We start from the raw sequence: 13,269 nt of genomic DNA, 5'->3' as shown, positions 1-13,269 counted from the left end.
TGTTATCAGTGCGGAATTTTAACGTTTGTGACAGCAGGTTGCTTTGATCTGAGCCTGCTCCACCGTGATCTTAGGACTGAGCATGGGTATGCCTAGGTTAAGCCCACGCATAACGAACAAGGTACCAAAGACAAACATCATCACAGGGATCAACCGTTTGACTGAAGGCGCGCTGAAGAGCTTTAACCTTGTCTTAAATACAGTAATAAAAACCAGCACAGGTACAGTGCCGGCGCCAAATGCATACATGTAAGCTACCGCATCAGCGAGGCTACCTGCTGCCAGGCTTGCAGATAATGCCATATAGACCAAGCCACATGGCAGAAGCCCGTTCAAAATACCCGACATCAATAATGCCTTCAGTCCTGGCTTTGCAAGAAATTTGCCGATCGATCCGGTCACAAATCCAGCCCATGGTAGTTTAATCCGTACAACATTCGGCAAAAACGTGAGCAATCCTACTATTAACAGGGCAGTGCCGAGAATGATCGACACATATTGTTGCATATGTGGTGTAAAAGCCGACTTTACAGAGAACAATATTGCCCCAAGCATTGCATATACCGATATTCTACCGAAGTGGTAGAGCGCAATGCCCGCAGCACGCTTCCAACCTTCCAGGAATTGAAACTGCATGACCATCATGATAGGTCCACACATACCTGCACAGTGCAGGCTGCCCGTGATGCCCATCAATAATGCCGTTATTATTCCCAAGCTTTCCATTATTGCAAGTTTAGATCCGTTTCCTGGTAATAGGTTTTACCATTAGCACTCCAACTCAGTTTCACCACGTAGCGATTGCCTGCCAGTTGCTGACGATCGATATGCATTATGTTATCACTTGCAGAGATGTCGAACTTACGATCAAGGCTAGTAGCCACAGGACTATAAAAATGAACAGTACCGCTAAGGCTGGCAGCTGCGAACTCGGCTGGAAAGCGTACAATAACTTCTTTGTTGTATGCATTTATAGCAGCGGGTTCTGATAAGGCAGAACTATTTTTGCTGGCATCGATGGTATTCTGATAGGCCAGCTCCTCTTTGTAGTAATCATCCGAAACGAGTGAATAATCCTGTTTCATACTCAGGATTACAAGACTGACCATCATAACGACAAATCCTCCGTATAAAAACGCTATCCGCGTGCCCCATCCAATTTTTACAGTGCTCATAGCTTATGTTTTATATCCCGGAAAATGGTCCGAGAAATGATGTTTTAATAGTGGCGATCTTCTGACCGTCTTCGTACACGCCAATTTTCAATTGTGTTTTTCTTTCCTTCACCTGTGCCTGGGGTATTTTTATGAACATGCTGCCTGACAGATATTCTTCTTTCGGGACCAAAAGTTTCTCTTCACCTACTAATGTTATCTCACCCTTGAAATTCTCAGGACGGAACTCTAATTGTTTATCAGCGTAGGTTTTGTTCAGCAGCTTATAGTTGTACAAGTTGCTCAATACACCACCGGGTAACTCCTGGTAGAGTTGTCCGGGTGTGCGTAATACTGAAATACCTACATCTGTCCTGCTGGCCAGCAGATATACTAAGACCCCCAGCAGCAACACCATAACACCAGAGTAGGCACGCATTCTGCCGGTAAAACGGGTCGGCTCTTTTTTGCTGATATTATTCTCAGATGCAAAACGGATCAATCCGGTTTCAAAGCCCACTGCTTTCATCATCGCATCGCATGCATCGATACACGCAGTGCAGTTGGTGCAATCCATTTGCGTACCATTCCTGATATCAATACCGGTAGGACATACCTTCACACATTGATTACAGTCAATACAATCTCCAAGGTCACGTTCCGCATTCTTTTTAAACTTCCCGCGCCGCTCACCGCGTACATAGTCATACGAGATGACCATTGAATTCTTGTCGAGGAGTACACCCTGCATACGACCATAAGGACATACCACAGTGCACACCTGCTCGCGAAACCAGGAATAAACAAAGAAGAAGATCGAAGTAAATATTGCAATGCCGACAAATCCACCAACATGTTTAGAAATAGGTTCCGTAATGATCGTTTTTAGCTCATCGATGCCGATCACATAGGCCAGGAAGGTATTAGCGATCAGAAAGCTTACTATCCAGAAGATAGTCCACTTAGAGAATTTTTTAATGATCTTATCAGTGTTCCATGGTTGCTTTGCCAGCAGTTTTTGCCTCGCGCCGTCGCCCTCTATCAGGTATTCGATCTTCCGGAATACCATTTCCATAAAGATCGTCTGCGGACAGGCCCAGCCACAAAATACGCGACCAAACACGACAGTAAACAAGGCAATGAAGACGATAAATACCACCATGCCCAGGCCAAAGATGAAGAAGTCTTGCGGCCAGAATATTTGCCCGAACAGGATAAACTTCCGCTCCAGCACATTCATCAGGAATACCGGATGACCTTCAACCTTAATAAATGGCATGGTGAAGAAAACCAGCAGGTACAGAATACTTAAAAGCGTCCGGGCATTGTATAATTTCCCTTTCGGTTTAGTTGGGAATAGCCAAATGCGCTTCCCTTCTTTGTCCGCCGTCGCGACTTTGTCTCTGAATGATGTTTGTGCCTGCTGTACTTGCATATACGCCTCCGCTCTCCCTATTTGTTAGCTCTTACTTAACCATCGCAACCTGCGCACTATCCGTTTTTACTCCTTCTTCCGTGTACAACTCTCCTTGCTTTTCTTTTGGTACGGCCGGCTTACTACCCTTCAGCGATTTGACATAGCTAGCGAGCTCAGCAATTTGCTTAGGTGAAAAATCATCCTTCCAGCTCTTCATGCCTTTATCTGCCCATCCGTACTTGATCGACTTAAATACATCACTCAGGCTACCACCATGCAACCAATACTCGTCGGTCAGGTTAGGACCCACACCGCCGCCGCCGTCTTTAGCATGACAAGCTGCACACATATTTTGGAAGGTAACCTGGCCTGCGGCAATTCCGGCTGCATCCAACAGCTTCACAGTATTCTCATCGACGTTGCTGGAAGACTTAGCCAGGTATGCCTCTTTATCCGCTTCGCCCTTCGCTACTTCAGCTGCATACTCCTGAAGAGAACTTTGGCCGCCGCCACCGAAGTGGTAATAATACATATAGACAAATGCTACCAGGATGGTTACATAGAACCCATATTTCCACCAAGCCGGCAAATTGTTGTCCAGCTCTTTGATACCATCATAATCATGATCCAATATTATCTCTTCTTCTTTATCTGCTGCAGCCATGTTGTGGAATTTCTCCCAGAAAGAACGGCGCACGATGGCTTCAACCACTTTTTTAGTTTCCGGTTTGGCACTAAGCAGTTTTACTATTGTTCGAATAGAAAGTATCAGCGCTGTTATGATCAACAGCTCAAACGCGATCGTACCAACAAGGAAATAAAATTCTGTTGCTTGTATACCACTGTAGCTTGAAGGGAACAATGGCGCTGCCGCTTGTGCTGTATCCACAGCTGCCTGGGCGTTTGCGGATAGGCTTAGGCCTCCAAAGCTGATCAACAACAGTATTGCTTTTGCAGATACACCTGATTTGCGTTGGGCTTTGATCCTATCGAGATACACAAAACCCAGCTGACGCAACACATTACCCAGGATACCTATCACGATCAACAGCACGAAAATGAGCGTAACCAACGAGACCAACACCACGTTGATTGAGTTTCCTCCTTTAGGTGCTGTCTCAGCAGCCTGAGAAAGGAATGGTAATGACAGCAAAGCAATTAGCAGCGTGCTTTTATTAAATATACGGTCCATGTTATTAAATAGCATTTTGTTGGTTTCCGGCAATTTCAGTTTCCGACAGCGGTATTTGCTTCATGGTGTTGACATAGTCCTTGCGCACTTTTATAGCCCAAATGGTAAGTAGCGAAAAGAACCCAAAGAATATTACTAGTGAGATCATCGGGTATACACCGATACCTGCAATGCCCTCGAGATAGTGTTTGAATTTCATATCTATTCAGTTGAATGATTAGTTAGAAGCCGTTTTCTGTTCCAGTTTGATATCCTTACCTATGCGTTGCAGGTAGGCAATAAGCGCGATGATCTCTTTTTCAGGCTTCGACTTAATATTGTCTTTCTCCAGGCTCGCTGTGACAGTTTTCGCCTGCTTCATCATTTCGCCTTTCGCTATTTCGTCGAAGCCTTTAGGATAAGGAACGCCCAGCGTTTGCATAGCCCTGATCTTGGCACCCATTATGTCCATATCCATATCATTCTCGAATAACCATGGATAGTTAGGCATGATAGAACCGGGCGACATGCTTGAAGGCTCGAACATGTGGTTGTAATGCCAGCTGTCCGGATATTTACCGCCTACACGTGCCAAGTCGGGGCCGGTACGTTTACTACCCCATTGGAACGGGTGATCGTATACAAACTCCCCGGCTTTTGAGTATTCACCATAACGCGCTACCTCGCTACGGAACGGACGCACCATTTGACTGTGACAAGTGTAGCAACCCTCGCGAACATAGATATCGCGGCCTGCCAGTTCAAGCGGGGTATATGGCTTCACACTCGCGATCGTCGGAACATTCGATTTAACCATGAACGTCGGGATGATCTCGATAGCGCCACCGATCATTACTACGATCAGGCTGCCTACCATCATTTGCACCGGCTTCCTTTCTATCCAGCGGTGCCAGTGGTGTTTACCGTGTTCAATATATACCTTCGACAGTGGTGCCGCTTCTGCAGCTTCGTCATCTACTGCTTTACCTTTCTTAACGGTTTTGTACAAGTTGATGCCCATCATCACTGCACCAATGAGGTAAAGTGTACCCCCCAGGCCGCGCATTGCATAGAACGGTTTCATAGAAGTCACCGTTTCCATGAATTGGTACTTCAGTTGACCTTCTGGAGTGAACTCAGCCCATGCAAGGCTTTGCATGAAACCGGCCCAGTACATAGGCACTGCATAGAAAATGATACCTAGCGTACCGATCCAGAAATGCCAGTTAGCCATTTTGGTAGAATGCAGTTCTGTCCTGAATATTCTCGGGATCAGCCAGTACAATACGCCGAAGGTGAGGAAGCCGTTCCAACCCAGTGCCCCAACGTGTACGTGAGCGATGGTCCAATCTGTAAAGTGGCTGATAGCATTTACGTTCTTCAGACTTAGCATAGGGCCTTCAAATGTCGCCATGCCGTATGCAGTTATCGCAACTACCATAAACTTCAGTACAACGTCTTCACGTACTTTATCCCAGGCACCACGTAGCGTCAAAAGACCGTTCAGCATACCGCCCCACGATGGCGCCAGCAGCATTACAGAGAATACCGTACCCAGTGACTGTGCCCAGTCTGGAAGTGCAGTATATAACAAGTGGTGAGGACCAGCCCAGATATAGATAAAAGTGAGCGCCCAGAAGTGGATAATAGAAAGCCTGTAAGAATATACTGGGCGATTCGCTGCCTTAGGCAGGAAGTAGTACATAAGGCCGAGATACGGGGTAGTCAGGAAGAACGCTACCGCGTTGTGACCGTACCACCACTGAACCAAGGCATCCTGTACACCTGCATACCATGAGTAAGACTTCATCCAGCTGAATGGTATCTCCCATGAGTTAACGATGTGCAGCATGGCCACAGTAACAAACGTAGCGATGTAGAACCAGATGGCTACATACAGGTGACGCTCGCGGCGTTTCATGATCGTACCAAACATATTCCAGCCAAAAGCTACCCAGATCAGCGTGATCAGGATGTCTATCGGCCATTCTAATTCGGCGTATTCTTTACCGGTAGTATAACCTGCCAGTAGTGTAATCGCCGCCAGAACGATAACCGATTGCCAGCCCCAGAAATGTATCTTACTCAGCTTATCGCTAAACATCCTGGCTTTACACAGGCGCTGCAACGAATAATACACGCCCATGAAAATACCGTTACCAACGAAGGCGAATATCACCGCGTTGGTATGCACCGGACGCACGCGTCCAAAAGAGGTTTGTGCGACTCCAAAGTTCAGCTCAGGGAATACCAGTTGCATGGCGGCCATCAAACCTGCCAGCATACCAACTAGTCCCCAAAAGACGGTTGCGTAAGCAAACCACTTCACTATTTTATTGTCGTAATAGAATTTGTCGAGTTGGTCGTTTCCGGTGGGAATTTTCATCCCGTGGGCCTGTACGCTTTCGGCTAATTGGTTTGACGTGAGAGAAGAACTCATCTTTAAACTTGTTTTATTTATTCTCGGTTGGAATTTCATTTTCGTACAGCATGCGCATTGCCGCGCCTTGCTGGTCTTCAAACTGATTAGAACGTACACTCCAGATAAATGCCACCAGGAAGGCAGCAGCCACTACTATACTTGCTATTACCAACATATAAAGAGCACTCATTATAGAATTGAATTACCATGCAAAACTACTTTTAGCAACAGTGGTGGCTCATGACGGCGCTCAGAAGCAAAACTGATATTGGTCAGTTTATAATTTTTGAGGAAAGAGAAAGGCGGAGCCTTTTAGCCCAGAGGCTGCTGATACCAGTGGTGATCAATACGATGCTCAGTGTACTTACAGGCATGAGAATAGCTGCAATCATCGGCTCCATATCGCCGCGAACAGATATATACAGGCCGATAATGTTATATAGGATAGAAATGACAAAGCTGATATTGACGATCTGCCTCGATGCTTTGGCCAGCTTAAGCAATTGTGGCAACTTGCCGAATTCCACAGCATTCAGGATCGCATCGCAGGAAGGGGTGAAGTTGTTGATGTCATCGGCAAGGGTAATACCCACATTGCTTTGCTGCAGCGCACCGGCATCGTTCAGCCCATCTCCTATCATCAAAACCTTCTTATCAACCCGCTGCAGCCCTTCTATATATTGCAGCTTGTCTACAGGCTTTTGTTCGAATAGTAGATCGCTGTCTTTTCCGAATATGCCGGCTAAAGCATTTTTCTGTTTATTGTGATCACCTGAGAGTAAAGACAGCGGGTAGCTATGGTGAAGGTCTTGTATCATATTCGGTATCGACTGCCTGAAATCGGGAAGTATGTGGAAGGCGGTGAGTTTATCATTTATCCTCACGAAGACATTTGCCTCGCCCGCATGCGCATAGCTTTCCGTCAAGGCAGCAGAGCCAACCATTATTTTGTTGTTGCCTATGGTCGCTTCAATACCGGCGCCTTTCATTTCGTTCCACTGAGTTGGTGTAATCAGCTCATGTACACCGAGGTATTTTGCCAGGGCAATGCTATACGGGTGCTTACTCAGACAGACAACACAATAAACAAGCCGTTTCTCTTCATCCGTCATTCTATGACCGGTTGCCGACATCGTATTGCTGCCAGACGTCAGCGTACCTGTTTTATCAAAAACAATATGGTTGATATTACCCAGCTGCTCTATTACCGATGCGTCGCGCAGGTAAAGACCATTATTGCTGAAAATGCGGAGCAGGTTGCCATTGGTGTACGTGGCAGACAACAGCAGTGCACACGGACAGGCTACGATCAGCATAGCCGATACACTCGGAAATATTTTAGACGGATCATTAATAGCCCAGAATATTGCAGTCAGCGCTGCCAGCGAAAACAGAACGATAGTAAAATAGCGGCTCAACTTATGTATCACGCTGTCGCCATCGTTTTGTTGTGCCTTGTTTTTATTAAAGGCGTAGTGATTCCAGAGCGAGGTCAGGTAGCTGCCTGCAACAGGTTTTACTATCTGGATGGTCAGCTGGTCGCCAGTCTGGCGGCCGCCGGCATATACCATTTTACCTTCGGCAACTGTTACAGGTTCACTTTCACCAGTCACGAAGCTGTAGTCTACCCGCGCATTACCTTTTAGCACAATCGCATCCGCGGGTATTACTTCGTCATTATACAACTGCACCACATCTTTCTCTTGAAGGTCGCCAAGCTGGCAGCTCTGTACGCCTTCTGTTGTCACCCGGTTTACCGCTATTGGAAAGTATGATTTATAATCCCGGTGAAAGGACAGCGATCGATAAGTTCGTTCCTGTGCCAATCGGCCAACCAGCATAAAGAACACTATTCCGCTCATGCTGTCCAGATAACCAGCACCTATCCCCGAAAATATCTCATATAGGCTTCGTGAGTAGGTGATCAGCAGTGCCAGCGCAATAGGCGCATCTATATTCAACGTACGTTGCTTTAGCCCCGACCATGCCGTAGTAAAGAATTCAGATGCGCAATAGAAGAAAACAGGGATAGACAAAATAAGATTGAGTATCCTGAACAGGAAAGCATACTGGTATTCAATGTCAGCGCTCGACAAATACTCAGGGAAACTCATCATCATAATATTGCCGAAGCAGAATCCGGCAATACCTAGCTTGAACACCCTTGCCCTGCTGATCTTCGACGCCTTTTTGCCTTTGGCATCATCAAGACTAATATACGGCTCGTAACCTATGGTTGTTAGCAACTCCACGACCTGGCGGAGACTGATCTTTTCTTTCAGAAAGTGAATGGTCACTTCTTTAGCCGAAAAATTCAGCCTGCTGCTTGTAACCCCATCGTGTATCTTATATAAATGCTCCAGTAGCCACATACAAGAGCTGCAGTGAATGCCGGGAATATAAAGGGTAACGATAACATGCTTGCCATCCTGGAACTTATAGAGCCGCTCAGCAATGGTAGAATCGCCGAGATAAGAGTATTTATCATTCCTGACAGCCTTGATCTGCGACAACCCGGGGTGTGATTGGATCTTATAGTAGTCGCAAAGGCCATTCTGGTTTAGTATTTCATAGACCAGTTTGCAGCCCTCGCAGCAAAAGGCTTTGTCTTCAATGGCTATGCTTGCACTGATACATGGTGTACCACAATGATAACAAAGCAAGTCCTGCTCACACCCCTTTTCAATGATTATCGTATTTCTTTCTTTAACTAACGACATTGATCTTTCTTTGTGCATCCCATATTTTCGGCACCAGCACCTGTTCTTCTATCCGCACCAGGTTTGTCACCAGGTTTGTCAATTGTTGCAACTCGTCGGGCAATTCATTCATATCGATACCGCTGATGTGGCTGTTTATAGCAATATGCGACTCCTTAATATCCATCAGGTGCTGCGCGTGTCCCATATCGCAACGGCCGGGGCAGTTGCTGCAATCATGGCCGGTACTACTTTTTTCGGCCAGTGTTTGGAGATAACTCAACAGCGATTGTTGCCTGGCGTCTATGATGTTGCGTATACTCATTATCGCCTCTTGGCTATCAGTGATAACGAGCTGAACGACAGTTTGTTCGCATTTTTCAATGACCGGCTGGTAAAAATCAGTATTCAGCCTGTCTGCCAGTTGCGCCAGCACTAAGTTTTCGTAGGTAGAGCGTATCTCCATATTTTTTCAGCGAAGCTATCCGCAATAAGAAAAAGCAAATATGACCATGGTAATAGCAGAGGCTGATTTTGGTCAGTCTCGGGTGGAGGAGACGTTGTAATTTTGCGGCATGTATCCTGCCTATGTTACCGCTGAAGAAGCCGTAAAACTGGTGAAAAGCGGGAACCGTGTATTTATTCACGGCAGCGCCGCTACCCCTTTGCATCTTTTACATGCCTTGCTGGACAGGGCGGGGGAAGTTTCGGATGTAGAACTGGTAGCCATTAGCACCCAGGGAACGATCAATTGGAATACCCCCGATATCCGCGATAGCTTTCGTTTGAACTCCCTTTTTGTCTCGGCTAATGTGCGGGAGTGGGTGAATAAAGGGAACGGCGAATATATCCCGGTGTTCCTTAGCGAGATCCCCAGGATGTTCGAAGGCAGCGTACTTCCGATCGATGTGGCGATCATTCACGTGTCGCCACCTGACAAGCATGGCTATTGCACCCTCGGCACGTCGATAGATGCCGCTCTTGCCGCCGTTAGAACTGCCAGAACGGTCATTGCGCAGGTAAATCCGCGTATGCCGCGCACCCATGGCGATGGCCATATCCATATCTCCCGGATGGCCGCAATGGTATACGTAGAGGCCGAGCTGCCGGAAGTAAACTATGGGGAGAAAATAGACGAACGCGCTGAACGAATAGGTAAGCACGTAGCATCGATAATAGAAGACGGCTCAACACTTCAAATGGGCATCGGTTCGATACCAGACGCCGTATTGCAAGCACTGGGTTCACACAAGCAACTAGGCATTCACACTGAAATGTTCTCTGATGGCATCATACCCCTTGTGGAAAAAGGTATCATCACCAATGAACATAAAAAGGTACACCCCGGAAAGATAGTCTCGACTTTTACGATCGGCAGCCGGAAGTTGTACGATTTTGTGGATGACAACCCTGATATATCTTTTATGGACGTGGCCTATGTTAATGACACAGCCGTTATCCGGAAAAATCCGAAAGTCGTAGCGATCAACAGCGCTATTGAAATAGATCTTACAGGCCAGGTTTGTGCCGACTCTATTGGTACGTACCAGTTTTCTGGCATTGGCGGCCAAATGGATTTTATGCGGGGGGCATCCTTATCTCAAGGCGGGAAGCCTATTATTGCTCTGCCATCTATTACCAACAAAGGATTGTCGCGCATTGTGCCTACCTTAAAAACGGGTGCAGGTGTGGTGACAACACGCGGCCACGTACATTATGTAGTAACCGAGCATGGCATCGTGAACCTCTATGGTAAAAACCTGGAACAGAGAGCCAAACTGTTGATCTCTATTGCTGATCCGGCTCAACGAGAGGATCTTGAAAAAGCTTACCACGAAAGATTTAATAAGAATTAGTAATGAAATATTGGAAGAAACTCAGTCATGCCGAACAGGATGAGCGTATTAGCGCGGCATTGACCGATACGATAGACTACAAACAAAAGATATCGCTAGGTGTGCCTGCGTCGAAACTTGATCCTTTGGTTTTTTATGAGCAAGCCAGCTTTTTGAAAGAAGCACCATGGCTGCGCACCTATGTGCAGAATCCCAACCACATTGGCTGTCATACCATGGGCGAGTCAGAGGAATTTTTCAGGGGTACGCAAAACATAGAGCGCGAAGTGATCGAGCTGCTGTGCGTAGACCTGTTCAAAGCACCTGAGCAAAGCTGCGACGGCTACATAGCAGCAGGTGGCACTGAAGCTAATATCCAGGCTATATGGATATACCGCAACTATTTTATCTCAAAACATGGCGCGAAACATACCGAGATTGCCATCATTAGCTCGTCTGATACACACTACTCAATAGCCAAAGCGGCAAACCTGTTACACATCAACTGGTATCCGGTGGTTGTTGATGAGACTACACGCAACATATCAGCAGAAGCTATCAACGAAACATTGGACACGGCAATTGCAAATGGAGTTAAGTATTTCATTGTGATCTCCAATATGGCTACCACCATGTTTGGTAGTGTAGACGATCCGGACCTGTATGCTGATTGTCTGGCCAAACGTGAGCTGGAGTTCAAGCTACACGTAGATGGTGCCTTCGGTGGTTTTATTTATCCATTCAGCCGACCAGACAGCAATGTAAACTTCGCCAATCCGCATGTTTCCTCCATTACGCTGGATGCGCATAAAATGCTGCAGGCACCTTATGGTACCGGTATCTTCCTTGCCAGAAAAGGACTAATGCCTTTTGTGTACACCAATGAGGCCAGCTATGTGCATGGTATGGATATTACGCTAAGCGGCAGCCGCGGGGGTGCAAACGCAATAGCCATCTGGATGATCCTGTTTACGTACGGACCTTATGGCTGGCAGGAGAAAATAAACAGGCTGCTGTATCGTACAGAGGTATTCTGCAAGCAGCTAACAGCAGCAGGTATCGGTTTCTATCGCCACCCCAACCTGAATATTGTAACGATACATGCAAAGCATGTTTCACCAATATTGGCCAGAAAATATGGGGTAGTACCAGATAATCATGATAATCCACAGTGGTGCAAGGTGGTGGTTATGGACCACGTAGAATTGGATCAACTGGAGGACTTCGTCCACGATCTGACAAAAGCAATGAACTAAAAAAGAAAAGGCGGGAATTGATCCCGCCTTTTTTATTGTTGTTGAATAAACGCTTCTGTAGCCTTTACAGTTTTGTCTATGTCTTCGTTAGTTATCGCATTACTTACAAACCACGTTTCGAATGCTGAAGGCGGCAGATAAATACCATTGTCGAGCATATAGTGGAAGTATTTGTTGAATAGCTCATTGTTGGCGCGACCAGCTGCTGCAAAGTCTGATATCTCTTCGCTGCTGAAATGAACGCTGATCATCGAACCAACACGGTTTATCTTAAATGGAACATTGCCTTGAGACAATACTTTTTGTAATCCTGTATGGAGATCTGCTGTTTTTTCTTCCAGCTCAGTATAGATAGAAGGATTGTTTTTAAGCTCAGTAAGCAGAGTGAAGCCCGCTATCATTGCTATCGGGTTGCCACTCAGCGTACCCGCCTGGTATACGCTACCCAGTGGAGCGATGTGCTCCATGATCTCCTTCTTACCACCAAATGCACCAACCGGCATACCGGCACCTATTACTTTACCATAAGTAACGAGGTCGGCATCGATGCCCAAACGCTCCTGAGCACCGCCAGCTGCAAGGCGGAAACCTGTCATTACCTCGTCGAAGATGAAAATGATACCTTCTTTAGTACACAGTTCTCTCAAACCTTTGAGGAACCCTTCGGCTGGAGGAATGCAACCCATGTTACCCGCCACCGGCTCAATGATGATAGCAGCGATCTCATTGGGATTCTCTGCAACCAGTGCTTCTACGGCTTTAAGATCATTGAAAGGCGCGGTGAGTGTGTCGCCAGATACAGTCGCCGGGACACCAGGTACGTTCTGAATATTAAACGTCGCCACGCCACTTCCCGCTTTTACCAGGAAAGCATCAGCATGGCCATGGTAGCAACCTTCAAATTTGATGATCTTGTTCCTACCCGTATAACCACGTGCTAGTCGTACTGCGCTCATGCAAGCTTCAGTACCGCTGTTCACCATACGTACCAGGTCAACATTCGGTACCATGCTCTTAATGAGCTCAGCCATCTCGATCTCCAGCTCAGTAGGCGCACCAAATGACGTAGAGTCGTATACTTTCTCCCTGATTGCTTCTACCACCGGACCATAAGCATGGCCAAGGATCATCGGTCCCCAGGAGTTAATATAGTCGATATATTGTTTGCCATCGGCATCGTAGAGGTACGCGCCTTTGGCTTTTTTCATAAATATCGGATTACCGCCCACGCTTTTGAAAGCGCGAACAGGGGAATTGACACCACCAGGAATGCTTTCCTGCGCGCGTTTAAAAAGTATATCGCTTTGAGACATCG

At 46.6% G+C, this 13,269-nt stretch carries 12 protein-coding genes; 2 read left to right on the top strand and 10 right to left on the bottom strand.

All coding sequences use genetic code 11. The features are described from left to right. Positions 1-18 precede the first annotated feature (18 nt). From P2W83_RS07790 to P2W83_RS07750, 9 genes are all read right to left on the bottom strand, one after another. A complete protein-coding gene (locus tag P2W83_RS07790) occupies positions 19-726 on the bottom strand; it encodes a sulfite exporter TauE/SafE family protein (protein ID WP_276133150.1) in 708 nt (235 codons plus the stop codon). Next, positions 726-1,175: a FixH family protein gene (locus P2W83_RS07785; protein WP_276133149.1), complete on the bottom strand. Its 450-nt coding sequence runs from the start codon at positions 1,173-1,175 to the stop codon at positions 726-728. Before P2W83_RS07785 ends, P2W83_RS07790 begins: the two co-directional genes overlap by 1 nt. Before the next feature lie 10 nt (positions 1,176-1,185). Then, the gene (gene ccoG / locus P2W83_RS07780; protein WP_276133148.1) at positions 1,186-2,589 is read right to left on the bottom strand and encodes a cytochrome c oxidase accessory protein CcoG; all 1,404 of its coding nucleotides are present in this window, start codon (positions 2,587-2,589) and stop codon (positions 1,186-1,188) included. 31 nt (positions 2,590-2,620) lie between these two features. Then, the gene (locus tag P2W83_RS07775; RefSeq protein ID WP_276133147.1) at positions 2,621-3,763 is read right to left on the bottom strand and encodes a cbb3-type cytochrome c oxidase N-terminal domain-containing protein; all 1,143 of its coding nucleotides are present in this window, start codon (positions 3,761-3,763) and stop codon (positions 2,621-2,623) included. Positions 3,764-3,767: 4 nt separating this feature from the next. Then, positions 3,768-3,962: a CcoQ/FixQ family Cbb3-type cytochrome c oxidase assembly chaperone gene (locus P2W83_RS07770; RefSeq protein WP_276133146.1), complete on the bottom strand. Its 195-nt coding sequence runs from the start codon at positions 3,960-3,962 to the stop codon at positions 3,768-3,770. An 18-nt stretch (positions 3,963-3,980) separates the two neighbouring features. Next, complete coding sequence (gene ccoN / locus P2W83_RS07765) at positions 3,981-6,182, bottom strand: cytochrome-c oxidase, cbb3-type subunit I (protein ID WP_276133145.1); 2,202 nt, start codon at positions 6,180-6,182, stop codon at positions 3,981-3,983. Between the two features lie 13 nt (positions 6,183-6,195). After that, positions 6,196-6,354, bottom strand: coding sequence for a cbb3-type cytochrome oxidase assembly protein CcoS (gene ccoS, locus P2W83_RS07760; RefSeq protein WP_276133144.1), 159 nt, complete (start codon positions 6,352-6,354; stop codon positions 6,196-6,198). Between the two features lie 82 nt (positions 6,355-6,436). Continuing rightward, positions 6,437-8,884 (bottom strand): heavy metal translocating P-type ATPase, encoded by a 2,448-nt coding sequence (locus P2W83_RS07755; protein WP_276133143.1) that lies wholly within the window; start codon positions 8,882-8,884, stop codon positions 6,437-6,439. Then, positions 8,871-9,329, bottom strand: coding sequence for a hypothetical protein (locus P2W83_RS07750; RefSeq protein WP_276133142.1), 459 nt, complete (start codon positions 9,327-9,329; stop codon positions 8,871-8,873). The genes P2W83_RS07755 and P2W83_RS07750 overlap by 14 nt, the downstream gene beginning before the upstream one ends. A 109-nt stretch (positions 9,330-9,438) precedes the next feature. Between P2W83_RS07750 and P2W83_RS07745 the strand changes: the two genes are divergently transcribed. Together P2W83_RS07745 and P2W83_RS07740 are read left to right on the top strand one after the other, a co-directional pair. Continuing rightward, positions 9,439-10,719, top strand: coding sequence for an acetyl-CoA hydrolase/transferase family protein (locus tag P2W83_RS07745; protein ID WP_276133141.1), 1,281 nt, complete (start codon positions 9,439-9,441; stop codon positions 10,717-10,719). Between the two features lie 2 nt (positions 10,720-10,721). After that, positions 10,722-11,954, top strand: coding sequence for a pyridoxal phosphate-dependent decarboxylase family protein (locus tag P2W83_RS07740; protein ID WP_276133140.1), 1,233 nt, complete (start codon positions 10,722-10,724; stop codon positions 11,952-11,954). Positions 11,955-11,986: 32 nt separating this feature from the next. On the opposite strand, the gene hemL is transcribed toward P2W83_RS07740, so the two are convergent. Further along, positions 11,987-13,267 carry a glutamate-1-semialdehyde 2,1-aminomutase gene (hemL, locus tag P2W83_RS07735; protein ID WP_276133139.1) on the bottom strand — a complete coding sequence of 427 codons (1,281 nt, stop codon included), beginning with the start codon at positions 13,265-13,267 and terminating at the stop codon, positions 11,987-11,989. Between the last annotated feature and the right edge of the window lie 2 nt (positions 13,268-13,269).

Origin of the sequence: Polluticoccus soli (assembly GCF_029269745.1) — a bacterium.
GTDB classification, from domain to species: domain Bacteria; phylum Bacteroidota; class Bacteroidia; order Chitinophagales; family Chitinophagaceae; genus Polluticoccus; species Polluticoccus soli.
Note: the sequence above shows the minus strand (reverse complement) of the source record. Positions and strands in the feature narration are given on the sequence as shown.

Bases quoted from the DNA above. Each gene is read 5' to 3' on its own strand.
- P2W83_RS07790 (WP_276133150.1), bottom strand. From the start codon at position 726: ATGGAAAGCTTGGGAATAATAACGGCATTATTGATGGGCATCACGGGC.
- P2W83_RS07785 (WP_276133149.1), bottom strand. From the start codon at position 1,175: ATGAGCACTGTAAAAATTGGATGGGGCACGCGGATAGCGTTTTTATAC.
- ccoG (WP_276133148.1), bottom strand. From the start codon at position 2,589: ATGCAAGTACAGCAGGCACAAACATCATTCAGAGACAAAGTCGCGACG.
- P2W83_RS07775 (WP_276133147.1), bottom strand. From the start codon at position 3,763: ATGGACCGTATATTTAATAAAAGCACGCTGCTAATTGCTTTGCTGTCA.
- P2W83_RS07770 (WP_276133146.1), bottom strand. From the start codon at position 3,962: ATGAAATTCAAACACTATCTCGAGGGCATTGCAGGTATCGGTGTATAC.
- ccoN (WP_276133145.1), bottom strand. From the start codon at position 6,182: ATGAGTTCTTCTCTCACGTCAAACCAATTAGCCGAAAGCGTACAGGCC.
- ccoS (WP_276133144.1), bottom strand. From the start codon at position 6,354: ATGAGTGCTCTTTATATGTTGGTAATAGCAAGTATAGTAGTGGCTGCT.
- P2W83_RS07755 (WP_276133143.1), bottom strand. From the start codon at position 8,884: ATGTCGTTAGTTAAAGAAAGAAATACGATAATCATTGAAAAGGGGTGT.
- P2W83_RS07750 (WP_276133142.1), bottom strand. From the start codon at position 9,329: ATGGAGATACGCTCTACCTACGAAAACTTAGTGCTGGCGCAACTGGCA.
- P2W83_RS07745 (WP_276133141.1), top strand. From the start codon at position 9,439: ATGTATCCTGCCTATGTTACCGCTGAAGAAGCCGTAAAACTGGTGAAA.
- P2W83_RS07740 (WP_276133140.1), top strand. From the start codon at position 10,722: ATGAAATATTGGAAGAAACTCAGTCATGCCGAACAGGATGAGCGTATT.
- hemL (WP_276133139.1), bottom strand. From the start codon at position 13,267: ATGTCTCAAAGCGATATACTTTTTAAACGCGCGCAGGAAAGCATTCCT.